This is a genomic window from Gorillibacterium sp. sgz306347 (genome assembly GCF_059735245.1).
This window is the reverse complement of the sequence record NZ_JCAPET010000002.1, coordinates 34,121-59,373: the sequence shown is the minus strand read 5'-3', so window position 1 is coordinate 59,373 and position 25,253 is coordinate 34,121. Positions and strand designations below refer to the sequence as shown.

General features: G+C 61.3%; 20 protein-coding genes. 19 read left to right on the top strand and 1 reads right to left on the bottom strand.

Features of this window, described 5'->3' with window-relative positions; genetic code table 11:
• The first annotated feature begins 30 nt into the window (after positions 1–30).
• From AC6I6H_RS01885 to AC6I6H_RS01810, 16 genes are all read left to right on the top strand, one after another.
• Positions 31–1,161: a hydroxymethylglutaryl-CoA lyase-like TIM-barrel protein gene (locus AC6I6H_RS01885; protein WP_497950372.1), complete on the top strand. Its 1,131-nt coding sequence runs from the start codon at positions 31–33 to the stop codon at positions 1,159–1,161.
• Positions 1,162–1,485: 324 nt separating this feature from the next.
• Positions 1,486–2,124 carry a response regulator transcription factor gene (locus tag AC6I6H_RS01880; protein ID WP_497950370.1) on the top strand — a complete coding sequence of 213 codons (639 nt, stop codon included), beginning with the start codon at positions 1,486–1,488 and terminating at the stop codon, positions 2,122–2,124.
• Between the two features lie 313 nt (positions 2,125–2,437).
• Positions 2,438–2,704: an acyl carrier protein gene (locus AC6I6H_RS01875; RefSeq protein WP_497950368.1), complete on the top strand. Its 267-nt coding sequence runs from the start codon at positions 2,438–2,440 to the stop codon at positions 2,702–2,704.
• Between the two features lie 4 nt (positions 2,705–2,708).
• Positions 2,709–3,719 carry an ABC transporter ATP-binding protein gene (locus AC6I6H_RS01870; protein ID WP_497950366.1) on the top strand — a complete coding sequence of 337 codons (1,011 nt, stop codon included), beginning with the start codon at positions 2,709–2,711 and terminating at the stop codon, positions 3,717–3,719.
• Positions 3,691–4,482 carry an ABC transporter permease gene (locus AC6I6H_RS01865; RefSeq protein WP_497950364.1) on the top strand — a complete coding sequence of 264 codons (792 nt, stop codon included), beginning with the start codon at positions 3,691–3,693 and terminating at the stop codon, positions 4,480–4,482. Before AC6I6H_RS01870 ends, AC6I6H_RS01865 begins: the two co-directional genes overlap by 29 nt.
• Positions 4,483–4,484: 2 nt before the next feature.
• The gene (locus AC6I6H_RS01860; RefSeq protein WP_497950362.1) at positions 4,485–5,318 is read left to right on the top strand and encodes an ABC transporter permease; all 834 of its coding nucleotides are present in this window, start codon (positions 4,485–4,487) and stop codon (positions 5,316–5,318) included.
• Between the two features lie 42 nt (positions 5,319–5,360).
• The gene (locus tag AC6I6H_RS01855) at positions 5,361–6,953 is read left to right on the top strand and encodes a bifunctional metallophosphatase/5'-nucleotidase (protein ID WP_497950359.1); all 1,593 of its coding nucleotides are present in this window, start codon (positions 5,361–5,363) and stop codon (positions 6,951–6,953) included.
• Between the two features lie 34 nt (positions 6,954–6,987).
• Positions 6,988–7,242 (top strand): acyl carrier protein, encoded by a 255-nt coding sequence (locus tag AC6I6H_RS01850; protein WP_497950355.1) that lies wholly within the window; start codon positions 6,988–6,990, stop codon positions 7,240–7,242.
• Positions 7,243–8,427: a BtrH N-terminal domain-containing protein gene (locus AC6I6H_RS01845; RefSeq protein ID WP_497950351.1), complete on the top strand. Its 1,185-nt coding sequence runs from the start codon at positions 7,243–7,245 to the stop codon at positions 8,425–8,427.
• Positions 8,428–8,453: 26 nt separating this feature from the next.
• Positions 8,454–9,986: a class I adenylate-forming enzyme family protein gene (locus AC6I6H_RS01840; RefSeq protein WP_497950348.1), complete on the top strand. Its 1,533-nt coding sequence runs from the start codon at positions 8,454–8,456 to the stop codon at positions 9,984–9,986.
• Positions 9,986–11,134 carry a nucleotidyltransferase domain-containing protein gene (locus AC6I6H_RS01835; protein WP_497950343.1) on the top strand — a complete coding sequence of 383 codons (1,149 nt, stop codon included), beginning with the start codon at positions 9,986–9,988 and terminating at the stop codon, positions 11,132–11,134. Before AC6I6H_RS01840 ends, AC6I6H_RS01835 begins: the two co-directional genes overlap by 1 nt.
• A gap of 14 nt (positions 11,135–11,148) precedes the next feature.
• Positions 11,149–12,294: a UDP-glucuronosyltransferase gene (locus tag AC6I6H_RS01830; protein WP_497950341.1), complete on the top strand. Its 1,146-nt coding sequence runs from the start codon at positions 11,149–11,151 to the stop codon at positions 12,292–12,294.
• 40 nt (positions 12,295–12,334) lie between these two features.
• Positions 12,335–13,069 carry a dTMP kinase gene (locus AC6I6H_RS01825; protein ID WP_497950339.1) on the top strand — a complete coding sequence of 245 codons (735 nt, stop codon included), beginning with the start codon at positions 12,335–12,337 and terminating at the stop codon, positions 13,067–13,069.
• Positions 13,070–13,106: 37 nt separating this feature from the next.
• Positions 13,107–15,863, top strand: a complete 2,757-nt coding sequence (locus tag AC6I6H_RS01820; protein ID WP_497950335.1) for a hypothetical protein — start codon at positions 13,107–13,109, stop codon at positions 15,861–15,863.
• Positions 15,860–17,236, top strand: coding sequence for a type III PLP-dependent enzyme (locus AC6I6H_RS01815; RefSeq protein WP_497950331.1), 1,377 nt, complete (start codon positions 15,860–15,862; stop codon positions 17,234–17,236). Before AC6I6H_RS01820 ends, AC6I6H_RS01815 begins: the two co-directional genes overlap by 4 nt.
• On the top strand, positions 17,233–18,621 hold the full coding sequence (locus AC6I6H_RS01810) for a peptide ligase PGM1-related protein (protein WP_497950327.1): 1,389 nt from the start codon (positions 17,233–17,235) through the stop codon (positions 18,619–18,621). The genes AC6I6H_RS01815 and AC6I6H_RS01810 overlap by 4 nt, the downstream gene beginning before the upstream one ends.
• A 175-nt stretch (positions 18,622–18,796) precedes the next feature.
• Here the strand turns inward: AC6I6H_RS01810 and AC6I6H_RS01805 are convergent, their stop codons facing one another.
• Positions 18,797–21,229, bottom strand: a complete 2,433-nt coding sequence (locus AC6I6H_RS01805) for a type IA DNA topoisomerase (protein WP_497950323.1) — start codon at positions 21,227–21,229, stop codon at positions 18,797–18,799.
• Between the two features lie 139 nt (positions 21,230–21,368).
• Here AC6I6H_RS01805 and AC6I6H_RS01800 point away from each other — a divergent pair, with 139 nt between their 5' ends.
• The 3 genes from AC6I6H_RS01800 (at position 21,369) to AC6I6H_RS01790 (ending at position 25,244) form a co-directional block, all read left to right on the top strand.
• Positions 21,369–22,634: an ArnT family glycosyltransferase gene (locus AC6I6H_RS01800; protein ID WP_497950320.1), complete on the top strand. Its 1,266-nt coding sequence runs from the start codon at positions 21,369–21,371 to the stop codon at positions 22,632–22,634.
• A 1,100-nt stretch (positions 22,635–23,734) separates the two neighbouring features.
• Positions 23,735–24,724, top strand: a complete 990-nt coding sequence (locus tag AC6I6H_RS01795) for a sugar kinase (protein ID WP_497950316.1) — start codon at positions 23,735–23,737, stop codon at positions 24,722–24,724.
• 1 nt (position 24,725) lies between these two features.
• Complete coding sequence (locus tag AC6I6H_RS01790) at positions 24,726–25,244, top strand: GNAT family N-acetyltransferase (RefSeq protein ID WP_497950311.1); 519 nt, start codon at positions 24,726–24,728, stop codon at positions 25,242–25,244.
• Positions 25,245–25,253 lie beyond the last annotated feature (9 nt).

Sequence of the window (25,253 nt, the reverse complement as noted above, 5' to 3'; positions counted from 1 at the left end):
AAAATTCCAGCTTTCGAAGGGTGATGGCGAATGAAGCGAATCCGGTATAACGACACGACATTGCGGGATGGGGAACAGGCGGCCGGCGTTTCGTTTACGAAGGAAGAGAAGTGCGAAATCGCGCGCCTTCTCGCGGAAGCGGGCGTGGAGCAGATTGAAGCCGGGATACCCGCGATGGGACCGGAAGAAGAAGAGGCGATCCGCAGCATCGTCGAAATGGACCTTCCGCTTACCGTTTCCACCTGGAACCGGGCGGTTGCGTCGGACATCGACGCTTCTTTGCGCACGGGGGCCAAATGGGCGCATCTGACACTGCCGGCCTCGGAGCTTCACATCCGGGATAAGCTGGGCCTGACCAAGTCGGGCGCGTTCGATATGATCCGCAAGGCGGCGGACTATGCGATGAGCAAAGGCATGACCGTATCGGTCGGCCTGGAGGATGCCTCGCGGGCGGACTCGTCCTTCCTGGCGAACGTCATCTGCAAGCTGCACGAAGAAGGCGTCCGGCGGTTCCGGTATGCCGACACCGTGTCCGTCTTGACGCCGAAGACGGCAGAGGAGCGGATCCGGTCGCTCGTCGATGCCTGTCCGCTCGATGTGGAGCTGGAATTTCACGGCCACAACGATTTTGGCCTTGCGACCGCCAACACGCTGGCGGCGCTCGCGGCCGGCGCTGCCATCGCCAGCACGACGGTGACCGGGCTCGGCGAACGGGCGGGCAACGCCGCGATGGAAGAGGTGTCGATGGCCTGGCGGCATTTGCACGAAGGCTTCGACCGGCTGCGCCCCGAGCTGTTCCAGCCGCTCGCCGATTACGTCAGCCGGGCGTCCGGCCGCCATCTGGCTGCGGCGAAGCCGATCGTCGGCCCGCTGGTATACGCGCACGAATCGGGCATTCACGTGGACGGCCTGCTCAAGAACCGCACGGTGTACCAATGCTTCGAGCCGGAGGAGATCAACCGGGAGCATCTGTTCCTGATCGGCAAGCACTCCGGGATGCATTCCCTGGAGCATGTGCTGTGCCAGGCCGGTATCGATCTGAGCCGCGGCTGCGGCGAGGAGCTGCTCAAGCGGGTCCGCCGCGAAGCCGAGCTGCGCAAGCGCCCGATCGAGCCGGGCGAAGTGGCCGACATGGCGCGGGAGCTGGCGATGAAAAACTGATGTTTGCAGCGCTTCGGCACGATGCGGAGCGCGCGGAAGCTGCCTTCGGGGGGAAACCCCCGAAGGCTTTTTTGCTTTGGACGGAAAGAGGGAAGGCGAGAAAACCGCAAATCGCTCATAGCTATGTCATATATTTACAAGGCAGAAAATGGCAGGTTGTACTACAATAGAGACGGATTATCCTGACGAATGGACAAAAGCGACCGCATTTGAAGGCCATCTGGCCATCCCGCACCCCTGTTTTTAAGCTGAATGTCCGGCCGGAAGGAAGCGGGCGTACCGGTGAGCGCCACGAATTGCGATCCATTCGAAGGAGGCTGAATAATGATCAACGTCGTGTTGGCCGAATCGCAAAAAATTATGCGGCATGGGATGAAGCTGATTTTGGAGCAAGACCCCGAAATCCGCGTCATCGGCGCTGCGCCGACTTTGGAATCGGCATATGCGCAGTACGAATCCCAGGCCCCGGATGTCCTTGTATTTAACGCGGAGCTCGCAGCGGGAATGGAGCCGGGCGGCTGGATGGCGCTCTGGCCCGGAGTAAAGACGGTTCTGATCACCGACGGCCGGGACGGGGAAGGCATTGCCTGGGCCATCCGCCGAGGCGCTTCGGGGTGTGTGTACCGGGAAATCGACCCCGCCGAGCTGGTAATGGCGGTAAAAGCTGTGGCGATGGGACTAAGCGTCATGCAGTGCGACACGCTCCTGAGCGTGGTCCGTTATATGAACGGCCGCGGCGCGGGGGAAGGAGAACGCAAAGACCCCGCCGTTTCTTTGACCAGGCGCGAGATCGACGTCGTGCGGGAGGTGATGAACGGGAAGGAAAACCGGGAGATCGCCCAGAGCCTGTATTTGTCGGAGGGAACCGTAAAGAACACCATTTCCTCCATTCTAAAGAAGCTGAACCTGAAAACCCGCGTACAGCTTGCGATTTTCGCTGTCCGCAATGACATTGGAGCGTGATTGCCGCGGCGTGTATGCGAATGGAAGAGCGCGGCCGCCCGGCGGCTGCCTGGCTGGAAGCATAAAAAGAGGGACGCTTGGCGCGGGCCGACAGGCCGGTGCGCAGTGAAAAAAGAGTAGATTTCGGGACGCAAGGCCAGAACTATTGGCCTTGTGTCCTTTTTTTTCGCCGGTTTTGGTAACCGGCGAATCGGGACATCGGGAGACACGGCATCTGTGAGGGCCATGGGGAAATGAGGTAACGTTTAATCCATCAGCATGAAACGCGTTTATTCGGCAGGATCGGCATATGCGGGAAGGAGCGAAGCGAAAGATGGACATTCAGGACAAAATTTGCGAAATCGTGGCGATGGTGTTCCGGGTAGACCCCGAGAGCGTTAAGAACCGGCCGGCCGGAGAACCGCTCGGGCCGCTTGGACTGGACTCGCTGAATTGCATGGACATCGTGGTCAACCTGGAGGAAGAGTTTTTCATTGTGTTTCAGGATGAGGAGCTTTTGCTGGACAGCCTGAACACGGTCGAAAAGCTGCGGGCCATCGTGGAGGCCAAGCTGGCTCCGGTTTCGTCGGGAGGCGCTTGAAACGATGGCGATCATTGAGGCGGAAGAACTGGTCAAGGAATACAAGGTAAGCGTTCGCGCCAAAGGCTTGGGAGGCGCGCTCAAAAGCCTGCTGCTGCCCGAGCACCGCTTGGTTCGCGCGGTGGACGGGGTTAATTTTGCCATTGAAAAGGGCGAAACCGTCGGTTTTATCGGTCCGAACGGAGCCGGCAAATCGACCACGGTCAAGATGCTGACCGGGATTCTGGCGCCTTCCTCGGGCCGCATCCGGGTATGCGGCATGGTCCCCCAAAAGGACCGCAAGCGAATCGCGGCCCGCATGGGCGTTGTCTTCGGACAGAAAACCCAGCTGTGGTGGGACCTTCCGGTGGCCGACACCTTTGATCTTCTCAAGTACCTGTACAAAATCCCGCCGGACACTTACAAGCGTAATCTGGACCTGTTTGGCGATCTGCTGGGTTTGGGCGACTTTGTCAAAACGCCGGTGCGCCAGCTCAGCCTTGGGCAAAAGATGCGTGCGGATATCGCGGCGGCGCTTCTCCATGACCCGGAGATCATCTTCTTTGACGAGCCGACGATCGGGCTAGATGTCGTAGCCAAGGAGAAAATCCGGGAGTTTCTGCGCTATGTGAACCGGGAGAAGAACACGACGATGCTGTTCACCACTCATGACATGGCGGATATCGAGCAGACGTGCCGGCGGCTCATCATCATCGACCACGGCAGCAAAGTGTACGACGGAACCGTTGACGAGATCAAGCGGAATTACGGGCAGGAGCGGGTGCTGGCGGTGGAATTCGCCGAGAAGGTGGATTCGCTTCAGCTGCCGGGCGTGGACGCTTCGGCCGGGGAAGGAAACCGCTGGCTGCTTCGCTTCCGCCGGGAGGAGTTTGCGGTGTCGCAGCTCATTCACCGGCTGGAGCAAAGTTACGCCATCGTCGATCTGACCGTCCAGGAGCCCGGCATCGAGGGGCTGATTCGGGAAATTTACCTCGGGGGGATTCGCGTTGAGCCGAGCCTATCTGGCGTTTGCTAGAAAATCGTTTCAGAACAACCTGATGTACCGGGCTGAATGCCTGGCCGGGATTCTGAACGCAGTCGTTATGATTTTTGTGAACATTGCCATCTGGCGGGCGATTTACGAGGAGGAAGGCGCGCTTTCCGGGGTGCAGTTCAAGATGATGGCTACTTATGTCATCCTGTCGTTCCTGCTTCAGACGCTGTACGCGATGGATGAGTATTTTATCGAGGTGAAGGTGCGCACGGGCCTGATTTCCACGGATCTGCTGAAGCCGGTCAGCTTCCGGTTGATGGTGCTCGCCAACACGCTCGGGACGCTTGCGTTCCGGCTGCTTGTGCAGCTCAGTCCGGCGCTCGTGGTTTCGATCCTCTTTTTCCATATGCTGCCGCCGTTTTCCTGGACGATGTTCGCGTATTTTCTGATCAGCGCGGCGCTCGGCTACGCGGTGCTGTACAGCCTGAATTTCCTTATCTGGATCAGCTCGTTCTGGTTTTACTGGACCTTCAGCCTGGTTACGATCAAGGACGCCGCCGTGCTGATTTTCTCCGGTGCGCTGATCCCGGTCTGGTTTATGCCCGGGCCGCTGGCCGACTTCGTGCAGGCGACGCCGTTTGCCGCCATCTATTCCACGCCGATTCAGATCTACCTGGGCATGATTCCCCAAGACGAAATTTTCGCGGGTATGCTCCGGCAGGGCGTCTGGGTGCTGGTGCTGGGGCTCGCCGGGTCGCTCATCTGGCGCGCGGCCGCCAAAAAACTGACGGTGCAGGGGGGATGAGCATGCAGCCGCATACGTTCCGGGAAAAGGCGGAGCTGTTTTTTCGGTATTCGCGGCTCAGCCTCAAGATGGCGCTCGAATACAAGCTGAACCGGAGTCTGGTGGCCCTCGCCATCTTTTGCCGGGAAATGATCAGCGTGGCCGTGATGTTCTTGATTCTGCTGCGGTTTTTGCATATTCGCGGCTGGGATTTGCAGGAGCTGATGTTTTTGTACAGCTTTTTGTTTCTCAGCTACAGCCTGTTTGTGTTTCTCTTTGCGGGCATCCGGGATTTTGACGCGATGGTGCATTCGGGCGAATTTGACCGGGTGCTGACGCGGCCCGCCGGCCTGATGTTCCAGATTATCGCCGCGCGGATCGATTTTTCGGCGACGCTCGGGCACGGGGTGGTGGGCGTGCTGCTGTTCCTGAATACCGCGTTTTCCGTGGGAATTGACTGGACCTGGCGGAACGGCGTGTATTACGTTCTTGTGCTGCTGGGCGGCACGCTGATCCAGGCGTCGCTTTTTCTGCTGTCGGCCTGCTTCAGCTTCTGGGCGGTCAAGACGGAAAACCTGCGCAATCTGCTGTTCTTCAACGCCCGGCGGATCGCGGGATACCCGGTTACCTTTTACCCCGTGCTGATCCAGAAGCTGCTGATCTTTTTGCTGCCCTTTTCGTTCGTCAACTTTTTTCCGGCCCAGTTCTTTCTGCGCAAAAGCGACCTGGCTCCCTTCTGGGAGGGGTACCTGTACCTGACTCCGGCGGTCGGCCTGCTCCTGTTCGGGACGGTGTATCTGATTTGGCGCAAGGGGGTCAGCCGCTACACGAGCACCGGCAATTCCATGTACGGTTAACATGCAGGGCTTAAAACCGGACCTGGTCCGGGAGGGGGTTCTATGAAAACGACGCCAACCAAACGCTCGTACGCCAATGTCGCGGTGCTGGCCGTTCTTCTGCTCGGAGGGCTTGCTTACCTGACCTTCCGGTTCGCGCCGCTTGACGACTGGAAACTGAGGCTGGGCATTTACGACAACAAGCTCGCGGTGATCAGCACGGCCGACATCCACGGCAATCTGGTCTACAACGAAGCAAACGGCGGGTATTACACGCTGGACGAGGTCAATGTCGAGATGGGCATGCCTCTCCTAAAAGGGGTGGCGGACGAAATCCGGGCGCGCAACAAAAACGCCCTGTTTCTGGACAGCGGGGACATGCTCCACGGCACCAACGAAGCCAACATCGAAGAGGCCAAAGGGATCGTCGAGGCGGCGCGGCTGATGGGGTACGACGCGATGACCGCAGGCAACCACGATTTCGACTTCGGCTTCAAGCGGCTGCTTGAGGTTAAAGACGAGCTGAACTTTCCGGTTTTGTCGGGCAACACCCTGTACAAAGGAGAGGCGGCGTTCCCTTCTTACATCATCAAGGAAATGGACGGCTTGAAGGTGGGCATTTTCGGACTGACCGTGCCCGAATCGCTGTCCAACATGAACATCTTCGGCGAAACGGATGTGGCCTTCCAGGAGCCGGTCGAGCGGGCCCGGGAAATCGTGGAGGAGCTCAAAAAGCAAAACGTCGACACGATTCTGTTCCTGTCGCATTTGGGCGACGACCGGGACAAGGAGCTCGTCCGGCAGGTGCCGGGCATCGACCTGGTGCTTTGCGGCCACCATCACTGGCTGTACAAGAAGGCGGAAAAGGTCGGGGACACCTATCTGGTCGAGGCGGGCTCCTACAGCACTCACGTCGGTTTGGCGGAAATGTACTTCAAGGACGGCCGGCTCAAAAAAGTGGCCTGGTCCCTGCACCAGACGAAAAACCGGTCCAAGGCCGACAAGGCGGTGGCGGAGGTCGCGGAAAAGTACCACGCGCTTGCGCTGGAGAGCGGCAAGCAGGTGGTCGGATCGTCCCGGGTGGACCTTGACGGCATGCGCACGCATGTGCGGACGCAGGAGACGAATCTCGCCAATCTGATCACGGACGCGATGCGGTGGGAAGGGAAGGCCGACCTGGCCCTCCTGAACGGAGGAGGCATCCGGGAGAGCATCCCGAAGGGGCAAATCAGTCTGTACGATGTCGGCCGGCCGCTGCCGTTTGTCAATTCCCTGATTACCGTGGAGATGAAAGGGGAGCGGGTGTACGAGGCCATCGAGCGCGGACTGCGGGCATGGCCCTACGGCTCCAGCAACGGGGGATTTTTGCAGGTGTCGGGCATCGCTTATACGTTTGACGGCTCCAAACCGGCCGGCGAACGGCTCGTCAGCGTGACCAGGGACGGGAAGCCGCTGGAGCGGGAGAAGCTCTACAAGGTGGCCACCAATGATTATCTGGCGGCGGGCGGAGACGAATTCGAAGAGTTCCGGGATGCCCGGAAGCTGGGGAAAGGCGGCCTCCTGCGGGAGGTGCTCGCCAAGTACCTCCAGGAAAAGGGCGAGGTGGAGCCCGCCGAGGAAGGCCGCATTACGGCCATAAACGCAAGATACAAATAAAAGCCCGCATGGCGGGAGAAAGGCGGAGACCAATATGGACCGTCAGCAGGTGGAGCAACAGGTTTGCGGGATTATCGCCAGGATGGCGCCCTTGGCGGGCGGGGAAATCGATCCCGAAAAAGAGCTGCAAAGCGCATACGGCGTCGATTCGCTTGTGCTGGTCGAGCTTCTGGTGGAAATCGAGGAGGCGTTCGGCATTGTTTTCGACAGCAGCACGCTGACCGGCGAGTTTTTTTCCACGGCGCGCGCGATCACGGATTATGTGGCCGAGAAGCTGGAGGCGGCCTGAATGGATACCGGAGCTTCCGCCCGCGCCGGGCGCGCTGCCGTATCCGGGGTGCCCCGGTATTACCGGCCCTATGTCAACGACTGCTTCGCCAACGCTTACGGAGCGCTGCTGGCCCACAAAGGGGCGGACCCCGCGCTGGCGCTCGCCGATTACCTGAATTTCATGCACGACCCGGAAACGGGCTACATTGGAGTCAATTTTCTGAACCGGTACTCCGTTTCGGTGGAGTTTACCGAGGAGGAGCTGAACTCCTCGCTGGCCTACGGTTACTTTCCGGCAACTTCCGAGTATGCGGGAGAAGCGGAGTTGGCTCCCTGGACGGACTCTGCGCGGTTTCGCATCCGGCAGCATTTCCATGACGACGCCCGCGTGGCGGACGCCCGGCTCAAGGAGCGCCTCGAACGGGGGGAGCCGGTCATCGCGGTGGTCGATCTGTTCGAAATTCCGTACCACCGCGCCTACCGCAAGGAGCACGGCCTTCATGCCGTGGTTGTGACCGGGTATGACGTGGAAAGGGCCGAATACGAAGCGTTCGACAAATACGCATTGTCGAGCAGCGATTTTGACGGCACGCTGCCGGCGGCGCAGGTTCTCGCCGGCCGCTCCGCGGTTTGCGAAAGCGCCAATCCGATGACGGGCGTCATCCGCCGGCCGATCCGCAATCTGTGGATGGAGCTGGATGTGGCACCCGGCTTCCGGCTGACGGAGGAGCCGGCATTGCGGCTGATCCGCCATAGCGCGGAGCGCATGCAGGCACGGGAGGCCGTGCATGGCCGCCTCTGCGGCCTGGCGGCGCTTGAAGCTTTTATCGGCCGCCTGACCCGCCTGGCCGGCCGGACGCCGGACGATGCCGACAAAGCGCGCTTTCGGGTCTACTACAACATGGCGCTCAAATCGGTCGCCCGGCAGCGCAAACGGTTTGCGGCGTTTCTGGAAGCAGCCGCTCCGGCCTTCGGCTGGGACGAGCTTCGCCCTCTGGTAAGCCTGCTGGAACGGGCGGCGGTCCACCACGATATTGCAGCCAATCTGGCGCTCAAGTTCGGCATTACCGGAAAGCCGGCCTTGCTTGGCGAAATGGCCGGGAAGCTTGTGCAGGCGGCGCAGGAGGAGGAGGCGGTTGTCGCCGGACTGGAAGCGTTCGCGGAGCGGGCGGTTGAACGGCCAAACGCCCGGGGCTGGCGGTAAAAACGGGATCAAAGGAGGAAGGATCTATGCGGCAAGCGGAATCGCCCTGGCGGCTGTTTGAAGAAAGCTGCGAAGCCTACGGTGCCTCGCCGCTATTGATTTACAACGATACGGCCTACAGCTACGCGGAGATGCACCGCCGGGCGCTGGCCTTTGAAGCGCTGATAAGCGAATGGGACTTTACGATGGGCGGGGTGTATCTGCCCAACTGCCCGGCCTTTCTGACCGGGATGCTCGGCCTGAACCGGGCGGGCAAGCCCTTTGTCTCTTTGTCCTATCAGTTCAAGGGCATGGCGCTTATCGAGCTGCTAGATTATGCGGATGTGGAGCTGCTGATTACCGACGCGAAGGGCTGGGAGGCCATCCGCGACCGGGCCGGCCTGCTGAACCTTCGCGTGGTGCTGGAGCTCCAGCCCGATGAATCGTTCCGGGTGCGCGAGCTGCCGGGCAAAGGCAGGCGCGATCTTCCGGGAATCCGCCCGGACACCTTCGGCATCTGCTTTACGTCCGGCTCGACCTCGCGGCCGAAGGGCATTCTGCTCTCCAACCGGGCGGTGGCCGGAAACGCCGTCGCCATCGCCGAGCGGCTTGGCTTCGGCGAAGGCGAGCGCACCATACTGCCGCGGTCGCTTGCCCAGGCAAGCCCCATCGCAGGCGATGTGTTTATGGCCGTCAGCCGGGGCGGCGCCGTTATTTTGCTGAACAACGTGTTTCATCCGGCGATTTTCCTGAAGGCGATCGAAGCCCACAAGGCCAACCAGTTTTACATTGTGCGCACAATGCTTCTGCAAATGCTGGAGTACCCCCGGCTTGCCGATTACGATCTGAGCTCCGTCAAGCGCATTCTGATCGGTGGAATGATTAACCCGCTCGGCATTTACCAGGCGGCGGCGCGGGCGGTTCCGAACGCACGGCTCTACAACGCTTACGGCGCTTCGGAAGCGGTCGCGCGGGTGACGCTGGGCGAGCACGAGGATGTCGTCGCGCGGCCCTGCGTCATCGGCAAGCCGATTCGCGGCTGCCGGATCCGCATTCTGCGCGAGGACGGGAGCGAGGCGGCTCCCGGCGAAACCGGCGAGCTTTACGTTCAAAGCGATTATGTGATGGACGGCTACTACAAGCAGGAGGAGCAGACCCGGGAGGTTTTGACGCCTCACGGCCTGCGCGTAAAAGACATTGGCTACCAGGACGAGGAAGGCCGGTATTATGTGCTGAGCCGCTGCGATGACATGATCATGCAGGGCGGGAGCCGGGCTTATCCGGTGGACATCGAGGAAGTGCTGCTGCGGCACCCGGCCGTGAACGAAACGGTCGTCATGGGCGTGGAGGACCGGAAGCTGGGCCAGCGGATTGTGGCGTTTGTCTGCCTGCGGCCGGGAGCGGAGGCGGCGGAAACCGATGAAGCGGCGCTGTACCGCTGGTGCAGCGCGGAGCTGGAGGACCGCAAGGTGCCGAAGGAAATCCACATCGTGGACAGCCTGCCGCGAAACGTAATCGGAAAAATCAACAAGCATGAGGTGCGCGAAACATACAGCGAATTGATTAAAGGAGGCCTCTGATGAACCGGGAACAATTGACGGCGGAACGGCAGCTGGTGCTGCTCGCATCGGTGGAAATGGACGACAGGCACAAGGACAAGCTGGAGGCGCTGCTGGCGGAGCGGCTGGATTGGAGCGAAATCGTCTACCAGATGATCACGCACCGCACGCTGAACATGCTGACACACAACCTGAAAAAATTCGGTGTTTTCGAGGAGCTGGAGGGCGAGCTGAAGCGGGTGCTGAACCTGCAGTGGGCCGCTTACGGCGAGCGGAACCGGTTTTACGCCGGGAAGCTGACGGAGGTGCTGCGCGCCTTTGCCGAGCGGGGCCTGATCCTGACGGTGTTGAAAGGGAATCTGCTCGTAAATACGGTGTATCCTGCGCTGGAAACGCGCTCCTTCAACGATCTGGATTTTCTGATGCAGCTGTCCGACGTGAACGGGGTGACCGAGGCGCTGGAAAGCCTCGGGTACGTGCAGGGCGAATACGACGCCCGGCGCCATGAAATTCACGTTTCCTCGCGAAAAGCGAAGATGGTCCATCAGATGACGACCCACGAAATTCAGGAATTCATTCAGCTTTTCGACAACCCGTTTGCGTCCGCCGTAGAGGTGGACATTAATCACGACATTCTGTGGCGCGGCAATTGTCCCTACAAGGTGCCGACCCCGGAGCTGATCGGGCGGGCGGTTCCGATCGAGCTGCACGGGGCGCCCGGCTACCGGCTGGACCATGCCGACAACATCATCCAGCTGTGCTGCCACTTGTACAAGGAAGCGACCGTGATGGTCTGGATTACGAGCCTGAAGGACCTGAAGCTGTACAAATTCGCCGACCTGTACATGTACCTTCGCAAATTCGCGGACGAAATCGACTGGAACGCGCTGCTTGAGCGTGTAAAAGGCTACGGGCTGGAAAAGGTTGTGTATTACAATTTCCATTACCTCGGGATGCTCTTTGACCGGCTGGTGCCGGAGGAGGCGCTGCTTGCGCTCCGTCCGGAGGACCTCGCCTACCTGGATCAGTACGGGGTGGAAAACGAAGAACCGGCCACCTGGTCGTACGATTTCTTTACCCGGCTGTTCGACGTCAACCGGATATTGGCCGTAGACGAAAAGCAGGCCGAGGGCTTTCGCCGGTTCCAGGCGGTGAAGGCGGACCGGTAAAGGGGGAGGGACCAATGGTTCAACCAAACCGTGAACAGGTGGCGGTCCTCTGCTCGGGTTTCGGGCTGGGTCTGTACGTGCCCGGCCTGCTGCTGGCCCGCCGGCTGGAGCTGCTGGGCTGGCAGGCCGATGTCTTCGTGTTCGAGACGCTGATCGCGCCGGAAAAGCAAGCGGGCATCCTCCGCAGCAAACAGGCGTGCCACCGGAGCTTTTCGGTGGCGAAAATGTCCGCGCGCATGCAGGTGGACATCTCCAAAAGCGTCGATGCCGCGGCGGCGGAACGATTGCTAGCCGGCTGGGCTGCCGAGGGCAGACGGCGTTTCCTGCTGCTGTCCGGCCATTGGCTTCACCTGCTGGACCAATACCGGGAGGCGCTTTATCCCGCCGAGGTGGAGGCGGACATTGTCTATGTGGACGGAAGCCTGCCGCCTTCCTGGGAGAGCGTCCGCCACTACCGCCCGGATTATGCGGCGGGCTTCGGGGAAATCCGGATGTATGACGCGGACGGCCGCAAGCTGCTGCACCCGCTGTGGGCGGGGATCGAGGAGCCGCTTCCTTATCGGGAGCGCGACGACCGTTATGTGCTGCATGGCGGAGGCTGGGGAATGGGCACGTACCGGGAGAAAATTCCCGAGCTGCACGGCCGTGGCCTGGCCTTGGACCTGGTGGCCTACGAGGCGGAGGAAGAGCGGGAAGCCGGGCCGGACGACCGCGTGTTCCGTACCGACCCGGACTGGTATCCGTGGCGGCGCGATGCGCAGGGCCGGTTTACATTCCCGCCTTTTGGCGAATGGCGGAACGGAGCGCCGCTCGGCTACCGGACGGGCGGCGACTGCCACGAGCTGCTCCGGCTGTCGGGGAGGGCGAAAGCGATCATCGGCAAGCCGGGAGCCGGAACCATGATCGATTCGTTCGCTTCGGCTACGCCGCTGATTATGCTGGAGCCTTTTGGCAGCCACGAGGAGCGGAATACGGAGCTTTGGGAAGCGCTCGGCTTCGGCGTCCGGTACGAGGTCTGGCGTGAAAGCGGCTTTTCGGCGGAGCTGCCGGCCCGCCTGCATGCCAACCTGCTCGCGGCCCGGACCGGGCCGCTCGACGTAGGCGCCGCCTACGCGTCCAAAGCTCTGGCGGGAACGAAAGCAAGCGCCGCGCGGAGCTGAGCGCGCCGGGCGGGTGCGACAAAGCCGGGAGGGATGGTTCGTGAAAAAAACGGGCAAAGCCGCCCGACCCGCAGAGGGAATTCTGATCGTATACGAAGGCATCAGCGGCTCCGGCAAAAGCGAGGGCATCCGGCGGCTGCGCCTTCTGCTGGAAGCGGAAGGGGCGGAGGTGCGGACCGTGGAATGGAACGCCAACCGGTTTCTGCGGCGCTTGACGGTTAGGATTGACCGCCTCCGCCTGATGTCTCCGCGCCTGTACAGCCTGCTGCAGTGGATCGGGTTTCTCGGCAGCTACCGCCGGGCCATCCGCCCGGAGCTGCGGCGAAACCGCATTGTGCTGGCCGACCGGTACGTTTACACGGGGCTGGTCCGGGATTCGGCCAACGGCGCGCCGGGCGGCATCGGAAGAAAATGCGGCCGGGCCGTCCGGCGGCCGGACCTGGTCGTTTTTTTCGACACCCCGCCGCCGGTATGCCATGAGCGGATCGCGGCGAGAGGGAAGGCGCTTTACCATCCGAGCCGCAGGCACCGGGAAGCCGCCTGCCCGGCGACGGAGCTGGCCTATCTTGAGCAAATGAGGCTTTGCTACCTCCGTTTGCTGCGGGACAAAGCCCTTCTGGGGCCGGTCCCGGTGCACGTGGTCCGCGATCCGTCGGACCAGGCGATGGCCGATATGCTGGACCGTTTGCTTCGAGCGCTCGGCCGGGAAGCCGGCCGGGAAACGGCGGCAGCGGCGGCGTCCGCCGTGCGCCTGCCCTCGGAGGCCGACGGCTAAAGCCGTCTATTTCAATTGCTTCGAAGGAGGACACGCGATGGGGCTATGGGGTTACTTGGAGCGGATTCTCGTAACGCTGCATAATCCGGCGACGTTCGGCGCCGGCGAGCCGGCTTCGCTTTCCCGCTGGCTGGTGCGGGCGGCCGATAAAGACCCGGAAACGGAGTGGAATGAAAAGCCGTTTCTGGACGAGACGGCCCGGGTTTTGCTCGCCGCCGAGTCCAGCCTGCTTACCGGGCCGGAGCTGGAGGAAAACTGGCGCTTTTACAATTCCGATCTGACCGGCGTTTTTCAGGACGCAAACGCCCCGGCCAAGCTGTTCGGCCTGCGCCCGGGACGGTATCTGTACGCGCTGACCAATGTTTACGCTTTGGAAGAAACCGATGTCCTGTTCAACGTCATCACCTATCTGCCGTCTCCGCTGCGGCTTTGGGTGAACGGAGAGCCCGCTATTCTGGGCAGCCCGGATTATGTGACCAAGGATCTGCTGCTCGGTGCACGTCTGCGGAAGGGGAACAACCCGGTGCTGGCGGAGCTGCCGCTTTTTCCCGAGCCTCCGCTCACGGCACGGGAATTCCTGGTGCGCCTGCAGCCGTTGGATCGGCTGACGGGCGGCAGGGAGCGCTATGAGTACCTGGATACGGAGCGGCTTGCCCGGATGCGCAGGCAGCTGGTCATTTACCCGGAAAGCTGGCGGGCCGATCCCGGCGGCGAGCTGCGTTTTGCCGTGCTGCCGCGTTTTTTGGGCGGTTTGGCGGAGACGGGCCGAAAAGCGGCGGGAGAGGAAAAGCCGAAGGCGCGCGAAGCGGAGATGAAGCTGCGGCAGGGTGCGGCGGAGTTCGGCGGAGAAGAGGCGGAGGTTGAGCTGCAAACGGCGTCGGGCGAATGCCTGGCCCGGGTCCGCGTACCGGTCGGCCGCGCCGCCGTGCTGCGCGTTCCCGGAAACGCCGCCGGCGTTCTGGCGCTTGCGGCAAAATCACCCGTTTCCGGAAGGACCGCCAAGCGGGTCCTGCTGTTCGCGGGCGATTGGGAGACGAAACGTCCGGCGCTGCTGGCCGCCTCCGCCGCCTCGGACCTTCTGCGCGGGGAAGAAAAGCTGGCGTTCCGCGAGGTGCTGGAGCTTCCCGGGAACTTTCGCTCGCTGAACCAGCACATTCCATGCGATACGCGGGAAATCGTTCTGGGCCAAACGGCCGGACTGGCCGATCGGCTTGGACGCCGGGCGGAGGACCCGCCGCTTGGAAAAGCGCCGATTGACGGGCCCCGCCGTGAAATCCGGAGCGTGTCCCGGGAAACCGGAGACGGCAATGTGACCTATTCCGTCATTTTGCCAAAGGACTATAACCCCGACAACCGCTATCCCGGCGTTTTTTATTTTCATGACGCGCAGGCCCGCGGCTTTCCCGTCGACCTGCCGTGGATCAAGGAACTGGAGAACACGCAGGCCGTCATCGTGCAACTGGTCGGCATCGGCCGTCCAAACTACACGGACGATATCCGGGTGGTCCGAACGATTTCCCGGATCGCGGAGGAATGGAGGCTGGACCGGGGCCGGCTGTACGCCATCGGCTTTTGCGCCGGGACCCACAAAGCCTACCGGACCGCGTTTGCCATGCCCGATCTGTTTGCGGGTCTTGCCAATGTGTCCGGGGAGATCGCGCTGAATATTCACAACCCCGAATACGCCTGGCTGGATAACCTCGGGGAGCTGCCGGTGCTGGCCGTGTGCGGCTTTGAGAACTGGTTTTTCAACACCACGCGTTTTCTCGACTTGCTCCGCCGGCTTCCGGACGCCCGCGTATCCGTCTACAGCGGCTTTATGCACAACGAGCTGAACACCCTGCACAATTCCCGGGAGCTGATGCACCGGCTGCTCTCCCGGGCAAAGGGGCGTTATCCGCAGCGTGTCGCTTTCACACCGCCCGATCCCTGCTTCGTCAAATCGCATTGGCTGCAAATCCTGGAGCTGGCTTCTCCCGGCGAGCCGACCTATGCCGGAGCAGAGGTGCATTCGCCGGAGAGGGTGCGCGTCGAATCGAGAAACGTCACCCGGCTGCTTCTTATGCTGAACCGGAGGGAGCTGATGCTGGACCGGGAAATCGAGCTGACCGGGGACGGCGTTTCGGCCCGGGTGTCTCTCTCCGAGTACACCCGGATCGAGCTGGAAGCCTCGGAGAACGGCATGAGGCTTGCTGCGGCGGAGCCGGTCACGTCGAAAGCATTCCGCGAATGGTACGACGCGGTTCCTGTCGACGAACGGCAGCTGGGCATCAAGCGGGTGTATCTGGAACGCGCCGTTCTGGCGCGTCCGGCCGTCAAAAGCCCGCTTTCGGCCAAGCTCGCTTACTTGCTGCAAAATCCGATCCGCGACCGCTATATTTCCTACCGGTACGAAGCGGTTCGGGAAACCGATCTGGGCGCCGAAGGCCGGCTGCTGTCCGCCGGTGCAAACCTGATTGTCGCTGCGGATGTGCGCCGCCCAAGCGAATTGCAGCGCCGGCTGCTGGAAGCGGCGGGAATCGCGGCGGATGCAGCGGGCATCCGTTTCCGGGGGGACGGGGCCGCCGGCGAATTCTTTGCGCTTCTTGCCGTGGCGCACCCGTTTGATCCCGGCAGGCGGCTGCTTGCCGCCCTTTACAACAACGACCGTATGGATGACGAAATCGTCGCTTTGCTGAACGGCTTCGACAGCAATCCGCTGTTTTGCCGCGACGGTATTCTTTATCACGATGGGAAGGCGCGGCCGTTCGCGTGCGAAACGGGAACGCTTGCCCCGACAGGAGGAGTTCTATGAACCCGGAACTGCTGCAAGAAGTCCCGCCGCGGAAGCGGACGGAGACCGGCGGCATGGACGACAGCCGGCTGCAAAGGCTGGCCGAGCGGTACGGCACGCCGTTGTATGCGTACGACGGAGAAAAAGCGGAGGAGCAGTACCGTTTGCTGAAGAGCTGCCTGCCCGCGGAGTTCGAAGTGTTTTATTCGGTCAAATGCAATCCCCTGCTCGGCGTTTGCCAACTGCTGAGGAAGCTTGGGAGCTCCGCCGAGGTGGCGTCGGCCGCCGAGCTGCGCATCGCCCTGGCGGCGGGTTATGCGCCGGAAAACATCATCTGGACAAGTCCGGGAAAAACCCGCGGCGAACTGGCGGAGGCCGTAGAACACGGCCTTTACAGCGTCAACGTGGAGTCCGTCGAGGAGGCCCGCCTGCTGAGCGGGATCGCGGCCGAAAAAGGCCGGACCGTCCGGGCAGCGCTGCGCGTCAACCCGGATTTCCATCCGGCGGGAGCGGGGCTGCGCATGACGGGCGTGCCGACGCCGTTTGGTGTTGACAGCGCGCAGGCGGCCGAGGTGCTGCGTGAAATGGCCTCGCTGCCGGGGCTTTTGCTGACCGGTCTGCACGTATTTACCGGCTCGCAGGTGCTGGACGCGAGCATTATCGCAAGTACGATGGAAGCCATTTTGCAGCTGGCGCTGGATTTGGCGGAAGCGGGACAGTTTAACCTTCAGTTTCTTGACCTGGGCGGGGGGTTCGGCGTTCCGTATTTTCCCGGCGAAAGCGCCCTGGATACGGACAAGCTGCGGGAGGAGCTGACGGCGGCATGGAGCCGGTTCGCCCCGCAGCTTGCGGGCGTGCGCATCGGCGTGGAGAGCGGACGGTTTTTGCTGGCGGAGGCGGGCACTTATCTGACGGAGGTGCTCTATGTCAAAAGCTGCCGCGGCGTGAAATTCGCCGTTTGCGACGGGGGGTCCAACCAGCATGCCGCCAGCGCGTTTCTCGGCCGGTACGTCCGCAATAATTTTCCGATGCGGCTGATTCCCCGCGAAGCGCCGGTTGCCGGAACGATGAAGGCCGCCGGAGCAATGGCCGACGGAGCCCCGGAAAGCGAGCCGGAGGAGATCAACGTGGTCGGGCCGCTGTGCACGCCGACGGATGTGATCGGCCAGAAGGTGCGGCTTGGCCCCGTCCGCCCGGGGGATCTGCTGGCGGTGGAGCGCTCGGGGGCGTACGGACTGACGCACAGCCCGGCGATGTTCCTCAGCCATCCGCTTCCGGCGGAAGTGATGGAATACCGCGGGGAGTCATTTGTTTTGCGGGAAAGGGGGGGAGCGGAGGATTACTTGCGCGGCCAGCAACCGCTGGACGGAAAGGAACCCTTCGCGTTGAAATGAAAGAGCCGTTTCACCTGATCCGGCTTTTGACCCGGGAGCGGGAAAAGGGCGTTCTTGTCTGGATGCTGAACATCGGGGCGGAAAAATATTGGAATCCCGTCTCTGCGGGCGTAACCGACCGGAGCGAGGACCGCATTGTCGGCCGGATGGAGGAAATGAATCTTCTGCTTTGCCGGACGCAGGATGTGCTGATCCTGCGCGAGCCGCCCGATCCGGCCTACCTCAACCGGCTTCGCGAGTGGGGCTTTGACATTCCCCGCATCCGGGTGCCCCAAAACAGCGATCCGCTTGCCCCTATTGCCGAGCTGCTGCTTGGCGACGACGAGCTGCTGGATGAGCTCTCCGCGCTTGCATCGGCGGAAGAACCGGTTTTCTTTGTCCCTTACGCGGTCACGAAGCTGGAAGAGCAAATCGCCGCCCGGTGCGGTCTTGCGCTTGCGGGGGCGCCGTCGGCGGTGAACGCGGCGGTAAACGACAAGATCGCCAACCGCGAGCTGGCCGAAGCCCTCGGTCTCCCCGTTTGCCGGGGAAGCATATGCGCCGGAACCGATGAAATCATGGCGGCTTACGAGCAATTGACCCGTCAACCTGCGGGTTTTGAGAAGGTCATCATCAAAGAACCTTACGGCGCGTCGGGCAAAGGCCTGTACGTGATCGAACGGGCGGAACAGCTGGCGGCGCTTCTGCCCCGGCTGAGCCGGGAGGCGCGCCGGCGCCCCGGCACCCGCTGGCTGGTGGAAGGCTGGTATCCGAAAAAGGACGATGTCAACTACCAGCTGTACATTTCCCCCGAGGGCAAAACGGAAGTGTTTTCGATCAAGCGGCAAATGCTGCGGGACACGGTTTACATTGGTTCCCGTTTCCCGGCGGAATGGGAGGGAGAAGAAGAAGCCCGGTATCGCCAATACGGCGAACGGATCGGAGAGCGCCTTTTCGCGCTCGGCTACACGGGCGTCGCCGGGGTGGATTCCATCATTTCCGAGGAAGGTGTCCTCTATCCCGTCATCGAGATCAACGGCCGGTTCACCTTGTCCACGTACATTTCTTTTTTGGGCCGCGTTCTTGGAGACGGGAAGGCCTGCATTTCCCGTTACTTCAAGCTTTCCGCGAGCCGCCCCTGGAGCTACGCCTCCCTTTGCGGCTGGCTGGAAGAGGAGGGACTGCTGTACCAACGCGACAAGGGGGAAGGCGTTCTGGTGTACACCTCCGGCACACTGCCCTCCGAAGCGGAAAAACCGGGGGACGGTTGCCCGGGCCGGCTGTTTGCAACCATCGTCGCGGACAACTGGGAGCGGGCGGACCGGCTGAACGAGCAGTTTGCGGATTGGGTGCGGGACAAAAGCGAAGCCGCAGGTGAAACCGGGGTTGGGGCGGCATATACTTGAATCACCCCGTCACATGCAAGAGGGTTTGGATCAAAATTGAGCGGGAAGTTTTCTGAAACCGCTGCGATGATTCACTTGTAACGCCCCCCGGCATGTTAACCGAAAAGCGCATCGTCAAAAAGCCTCCCGGCCGCCGCAAGCATGCGGGGCCGGGAGGCTTTTGATCGCTACGGTGTCAAACTTCCAGCTCCAGCTCGCCGGTCGTCGGGTCCTTCAGCCGGATTTTGGCGTCGAAGGCGGTGCCGTCCGGACGTTGGAATTTGAGCTTGCCGGTGGAGCCTTTGGCAAGGAGCGAGCGAGCCATCGTATCGGTCAGCGTCTTGCCGAGGCTTTCCTTCCATATGACGAACCGGCAGCCGCTTTTGTAATGGCTGCAGCCGTAGCCCTTGCGGCCGAGAAAGATCGTGCCGCCGCAGCCGGGGCGCGGACAGCTTCCGACGACGGTATACCCGCCGCCCGCGTCCGCCGAACCTGCGGGCTTAGCTTCCGCCTCCCGCTCGCCGGCGCCTGGACCGCCGCGTGCCGCTCTCGCGGCTCCGGTCTCGCTGTCCGCAGCTCCGCTTCCCGCAGCTCCGCTTCCCGCAGCCGCCCGGCCGGTCCGCCTCTGCGTCCCGCCGGCCGCTTTGCCCGCGCCCGCACCAGCACTCGCGCCCGCACCAGCACTCGCGCCCGCGCGTGCCGTCCGGCCGCCGCGTCCCCCGCGCCGGCCGCCTTCGGCTTCGCCGAATGCAGACCGGGCGGCGGGGGCCTGGCCGCGCACCTTGTCGACGATCACGCCGGCAAACTGCTTCACTTTGCCCATAAACGCTTCGTCGGATGCCTGGCCGCGCGAAATTTCCGTCAGCCGCCGCTCCCACTGGCCGGTCATCTCCGGCGAGGTGAGCAGATCGACGCCCGCGCCGCGGATCAGCTCGACCGCCATGCGGCCTTTTTGCGTGATCGCGATTCTCTTGCCCTGCATGTCCACGTAACCGACCTTTTTCAGCCGCTCGATGGTAGCGGCCCGGGTCGCCGGCGTGCCGAGGCCGGAATCCTTCATCGCTTCGCGCAGCTCGTCGTCCTCCACCTGCTTGCCCGCGCTTTCCATCGCTTTCAGCAGTGTGCCTTCCGTGTAGGGCTTGGGCGGCTGCGTTTCCTTCTCCTTCGCTTTCGCTTCCTCGCAGCGGACCGGCCGGTCCTTGTCCAGCACAAACGGCGCGGTGGTTTCAACCGTATCGTCGCTTCCGTCACTGTCTCCGCTATCCTTGCCGTCCGCCCCGTCGGTCTGCTTCTTGCGGCTGCCGCCGCGCGCCTTGCCCTGCTCCTGGCCGGCATACACGACCTTCCAGCCTTCCGAAACCAGCTCCTTCACGGTCGTTCGGAACGTTTCCCCTTCCGCCTCGGTCAGCACCGTGTGCACCTTGTATTCCGCCGCCGGGTAAAAATGCGCCAAAAACCGCCGGACCACCAGATCGTAGATCTTTTTCTCGTCGGGCGAAAGCCCCCCGCCGGGCTTCTTCAGCGTCGGCAAAATGGCATGGTGATCCTCAACCCGAGCGGGGTTGCAGACCGCCTTGTTGCCCTTGTGCACCAGGCTCCGGTTCGCGCCTGCCGCCAGCGCTTCGTATTCGGTGCTTTTGAGCATGTCCAGCGCCTTGTGCATATCCGGCAGGTTCTGCTCGGTGACATAGTTGGAGTTGGTCCGGGGGTACGAAATGACCTTGTGCTTCTCGTACAGCGCCTGGGCGACGTCCAGCGTCTTTTTGGCGGAAAACCCGTGCCTGGCGTTCGCCTCCCGCTGCAGGAGGGTCAGGTCGTAGAGTTTGAACGGGTACTCCCGCGTATCTTTTTTCTCATAGGAGGCGACCTTGCCGGGTTTTCCGTTCACCTTGGCGGCCAGCTCCTCCGCCTTTTTGGCATCCGTCAGCCGCTCCCCCCGCCAAAGGCCACGATAAAGCGTGTCGTCCTGGCGGAAAAACGCCTCCACCTCGTAAAACTTCGCCGACGTAAACGCCTCGATTTGCTTTTGCCGGTCGTAAATCAGCGCCAGGACGGGCGTTTGCACCCGGCCGACGGACAGCAGGACGTTGTGGCGGGTCGTAAACGCCCGCGAGCCGTTCATGCCGATCAGCCAGTCGGCTTCGCTGCGGGCCCGCGCCGCTTTTGTCAGGTTGTCGTATTCCGCGCCGCTTTTCAGCTCCGCGAAGCCGCGGCGGATCGTTTCGGCGGTCAGGTCGGAAATCCACAGCCGGTCGACCGGCTGCCGCAGCTTCAGGTGCTGGCGGATGTAATCGAAGATCAGCTGGCCTTCCCGTCCGGCGTCGCAGGCGTTGACGATCCGGTCGCAGCCCTTCGCCAGCTCTGCGATTACCTTGAGCTGGTCGCGGGTGCGGTATACCGGGATCAATTTGAACTTCTCCGGGATGATGGGGAGGTCGCCTATGCTCCATTTTTTGTAGCGGTCGTCGTATTTGTCCGGCTCCGCCAAGGTAATCAGGTGGCCGATGGCCCAGGTGATCACGTACCGCTCTCCTTCGAGATGGGTGCGTTTGTTCGCCGCTTTCGGCTCGATCGCCGCCGCGATGTTGCGCCCCATGTCCGGTTTTTCGGCAATCACCAACGTTTTCAAGCCGCTTCTCTCCCTGTCGTTTGATTTCTTTTACGAGTATAGCAGATTTGGAGGCAACTTTTTTGTTTTCCAAATCGTTGAATAATGATAGAATCGGAATGTCTGCGCGTTCGGCGCAATGGCTCCGGGCTTATTTTGTTTGTTTAAGGAGATGGTTTTCATCAAGGGCATGCAAGCAGTTCAGAAGTGGTCGAAGTATTTCATTTTTGTCATTCTTGCCGTGGCACTGTTTATGCGGTTGGATTATGTCACCAATTACGAATTCAAACCGGTTAAAAACGACCAACACTACTACACCCTGATGGCTCAGCAGCTGATCGAGGACGGGGTTTACGGCTATAAGGAAGAGGTCTCCAACGCCAAGGTGCCGCCCGGCTGGCCGCTGTTTATCGCCGGCGTGATGAAGGTGTTCGGCTACGGCGACGTCGAGAAGCTGCACGACATCATCCGCGTTTTCAACGCGATCCTGTCCATTGCCGGCGTCTGGTACATCTACCGGATCGGGGAGCGTTTGTTTAACCGCTGGACGGGACTATTGGCCGCGATTCTCATGACCATTTACGGCCCCAATATTTATGTAACCGGGCTGATTCTCTCGGAAAACCTGTTCCTGCCGTTTTTCATCGCGGCGCTTTATTACCAGGTGAGGATCATTCAGGAGAACAAAACGCGCGACCACATTATCGCCGGTGTGCTGGCCGCTGTGGCGACGCTCGCCCGGCCCAACACGATCATCATTACCATCGTTCCTTACCTGTTCCTTTGGGCGAAGCACCGCAAGCTGTTCCTGAAGCAGATTTTGTTCGGGGCGGGGGCGTTCTGCCTGCTCATGCTGCCTTGGTGGATCCGCAACCTGATCACGATGGACAAATTCATTTTGCTGTCGGAAGGCTCCGGCAACCCGTTCCTCGGCGGCACCGATCCGTACGGCAAAGTCCCGATCGACTGGAACACGGTCGACTACAGCCGCCAGACCGAGCTCGGGATGGAACGGCTGAAGGAAGGGCTGAAAACGGACCCGGGCTTGTGGATCCGCTGGTTCACGCTCGGCAAAATGAAGGCGATGTTCCTCAAGGGCATCTACTCCTACGAGTATTTTCTGCATTTGGGCTTCAAGCCTTGGGAATACGTGCTGCGCCTTTTGCACAAATTCCTGGTTTATGCCGGGATGCCGCTTGCGGCGGTTCTGCCGTTCATCCGCAAGCCGTATCGCTTTCTGGCGGTGCATTTCTTCATGTTCCTCGGCTTCTCGCTGCTCTTTATCCCGGTTACCCGTTATACGCTTGGCATGATGCCGCTTCTGATGCTGGTGGTCTGCGGCGCGTTTACGGATTTGATCGGGCTCTTCCTGAAGCGCCGGAACAGCGGGCTGTCTTTCCCGCAAAACGCGGGCAACCCGAACTAAAAGAGTACCGGAGTGTTTCGCAGATGCATCCGTTCGTTCCCTTTGGGAGCGGACGGATTTTTTGCTGCGTTTGCGGTGTGATGTGTTCGCTGTGTTGCTGCTTTTGCGCGTTTGCTGCGCTTGTTGCGTTTGCGGTAGTTGCTGCTTTTGCTGCATTTGCCGAGTTTTTTGCGTTGGCAGTGGTTGCTTTATTTGATGTGTTCGCTGTGCTGCTGCATTTGCGGTAGTTGCTGCTTTTGCTGCATTTGCTCAGTTTGTTGCGTTGGCTGTGGTTGCTTTATTTGATGTGTTCTCTATGCTGCTGCTTTTGCGCGTTTGCTGCGCTTGTTGCGTTTGTTGTGTTGGCTGTGTTGGGGTGAAGGGAACGTAATGACGGAGAAGGTGACGGTCGAAAAATTCTAACGGTTGCCAGCGGGCTTATTTCGCCAAAAACGAGGCTTTTCAAAATCTAACGGTTGCCACGGAGCTTATTTGACGATGAGAGGCCGCTTTTCCGGCTTTTGGAGGTGAATAAGCTCGCTCACAACCGTTAGAAATGGAAACAGGGTCTTTTTCGCCAAATAAGCTCTCCTGCAACCGTTAGAAATGTCCGCGCCGGATTGAAGAGGCTGTTGACGGCTTTTAGCTGAGCGAAAAGTACAAGCTGGGCGAAGAGCACAAGCCGAGCGAAGGACACAAGCCGAGAGGAGAGCCCAAGGCTGAGCGGAGGGTCAAGGCTAAGCGGAGAGCCAAGGCTGAGCGGAGGGTTGAAGCTGATCGGTGAGCCCAACGCTGAGCGTAGAACCCAACGCTGTGGGGGCGAATCCAAGTCGGCGGGAAATAGACGACAAGCGAGCGGAGCGCACAAGGTTGCGTAGAGTCGAGGCTAAGCGAAGAGCACAAGCCGAGCGGAGAGCCCAAGGCCGAGCGAGAAGCCCAAGGCTGACCGGAAGTCCAGAGCTGCGAGGAGCGCCCGCAATTGAGCATAGAGACCGAGCTTGGAAAAAGAAGCCAAAGCTGCGGCAAACGGCTGCAGATGATCGGAGCGCCGGGGCTTTAACCCCGCATCCGAAAAAGGTATGATGGAAGAAAAATAAGGTTGGACATAGGAGGATTGCAGCATGGGCCTGGAATCGTTACCTGACGGGGGAGAAAACGGTGCGGCGGGCAGCCCTGAGCTGGTCACGTTCGGCGAGTCGATGGCACTGTTTATGCCGACGGAAAGCAAGGGGATCGAATTTTCGCCTTATTTGAAGTCGCTTTTCGGAGGGGCGGAAACCAACGTGGCCATCGGGCTTTCCCGGCTTGGCCACCGGGCCGGCTGGTTCGGCCATCTGGGAGCCGACCCGCTCGGCCGCTCCATTCTCAAAAAGGTACGGGGCGAAGGCGTCGACGTTTCACGGGCGCGGCTTTCCGACCGGGGACCGACCGGGATCATGATCCGGGAAAAGGTGGCCGGTAAATCGTCGGTGTTTTACAACCGCCGGAATTCGGCGGCCAGTCTCATCCGGCCGGACGATCTGGATGAAGCCTACATAGCGGGTGCCGCCGTTCTGCACGTCACGGGGATCACGGCCGCGATCGGCGGGCCGGCGCGGGAAACCGTGAAGGCAGCGGTGCGCCTGGCCAAAAAACACGGCGTCAAGGTCACCTTCGACCCGAATTTGCGGCTCAAGCTGTGGGCGGTGGAAGAGGCGCGGGAGACGCTATTGCCGCTTGCGGCGGAGGCGGATTATTTTCTGCCGGGGCTGGAGGAGCTGCAGCTGCTTTGGGAAACGAAAGACCGCGACGAGATCGTCCGGCGGCTCCGGGAGCTTCCGGGCATCACGATCCTGAAAGCCGAAGAAGAGACGCTGATCATTGAAAAGGACCGGGTGCAGGCGGTCCCGATTTTCCGTGTGCCGCATGTGGTGGATACGGTAGGTGCAGGCGACGCGTTCAGCGCCGGTTTTCTCTCCGGTCTGCTGAAAGGCAGCGAGCTTGTGGAAGCGGTGCGCTTCGGCAATCTGCTGGGCTCGATGGTGGTGCAGGTGGAGGGAGATTGGGAGGGGCTGCCGACGCAGGCGGAAGCCCTGGCGGCCATGCTGGGCACGGCCCATGTGGAACGCTAGCATGGAGGAAACGCTTTTTAACGAGATTTATGCGCTGCTGGAGGCTTCCTTTCCGCGCACCGAGCTGCGGACGAAGGAGGGGCAGCGGGCGCTGCTCGGCAATCCGGCTTATCGTCTGATCGCCGAGAAAACTGCCTCCGGGGAAAAGGTGCTCGGCGTGATGGGCTACTGGACGTTTGCCGGGTTTCGTTTTGTGGAGCATTTCGCGGTTGCCCCGGCCGCCAGGGGAACAGGCATCGGAACCCGGCTGATGGCGGCGTTCCTCGGCGGCTCGGACAAGCCGGCGGTTCTGGAGGTCGAGCTGCCGGAGGACGAACCGAAACGGCGTCGCATCCGCTTTTATGAACGGCTGGGCTTCCGCCTGAATCCGTTCGCCTACGAGCAGCCCCCGCTCCGGGAAGGGCAGGCCGCCCTGCCGCTTGCTCTGATGAGCCGGCCCGAGGCGCTTGACCGCAGCCAATTTGACTCGATTCGATCCGTTTTGTACCGGGAGGTTTACGGGCAGGCTGCTAAAGAATAAAAAGCCGCG

Coding starts and splice junctions, on each gene's coding strand:
- AC6I6H_RS01885 (WP_497950372.1), top strand. CDS start 31: ATGAAGCGAATCCGGTATAACGACACGACATTGCGGGATGGGGAACAG.
- AC6I6H_RS01820 (WP_497950335.1), top strand. CDS start 13,107: ATGGGGCTATGGGGTTACTTGGAGCGGATTCTCGTAACGCTGCATAAT.
- AC6I6H_RS01840 (WP_497950348.1), top strand. CDS start 8,454: ATGCGGCAAGCGGAATCGCCCTGGCGGCTGTTTGAAGAAAGCTGCGAA.
- AC6I6H_RS01860 (WP_497950362.1), top strand. CDS start 4,485: ATGCAGCCGCATACGTTCCGGGAAAAGGCGGAGCTGTTTTTTCGGTAT.
- AC6I6H_RS01830 (WP_497950341.1), top strand. CDS start 11,149: ATGGTTCAACCAAACCGTGAACAGGTGGCGGTCCTCTGCTCGGGTTTC.
- AC6I6H_RS01850 (WP_497950355.1), top strand. CDS start 6,988: ATGGACCGTCAGCAGGTGGAGCAACAGGTTTGCGGGATTATCGCCAGG.
- AC6I6H_RS01815 (WP_497950331.1), top strand. CDS start 15,860: ATGAACCCGGAACTGCTGCAAGAAGTCCCGCCGCGGAAGCGGACGGAG.
- AC6I6H_RS01875 (WP_497950368.1), top strand. CDS start 2,438: ATGGACATTCAGGACAAAATTTGCGAAATCGTGGCGATGGTGTTCCGG.
- AC6I6H_RS01835 (WP_497950343.1), top strand. CDS start 9,986: ATGAACCGGGAACAATTGACGGCGGAACGGCAGCTGGTGCTGCTCGCA.
- AC6I6H_RS01810 (WP_497950327.1), top strand. CDS start 17,233: ATGAAAGAGCCGTTTCACCTGATCCGGCTTTTGACCCGGGAGCGGGAA.
- AC6I6H_RS01795 (WP_497950316.1), top strand. CDS start 23,735: ATGGGCCTGGAATCGTTACCTGACGGGGGAGAAAACGGTGCGGCGGGC.
- AC6I6H_RS01870 (WP_497950366.1), top strand. CDS start 2,709: ATGGCGATCATTGAGGCGGAAGAACTGGTCAAGGAATACAAGGTAAGC.
- AC6I6H_RS01790 (WP_497950311.1), top strand. CDS start 24,726: ATGGAGGAAACGCTTTTTAACGAGATTTATGCGCTGCTGGAGGCTTCC.
- AC6I6H_RS01845 (WP_497950351.1), top strand. CDS start 7,243: ATGGATACCGGAGCTTCCGCCCGCGCCGGGCGCGCTGCCGTATCCGGG.
- AC6I6H_RS01855 (WP_497950359.1), top strand. CDS start 5,361: ATGAAAACGACGCCAACCAAACGCTCGTACGCCAATGTCGCGGTGCTG.
- AC6I6H_RS01880 (WP_497950370.1), top strand. CDS start 1,486: ATGATCAACGTCGTGTTGGCCGAATCGCAAAAAATTATGCGGCATGGG.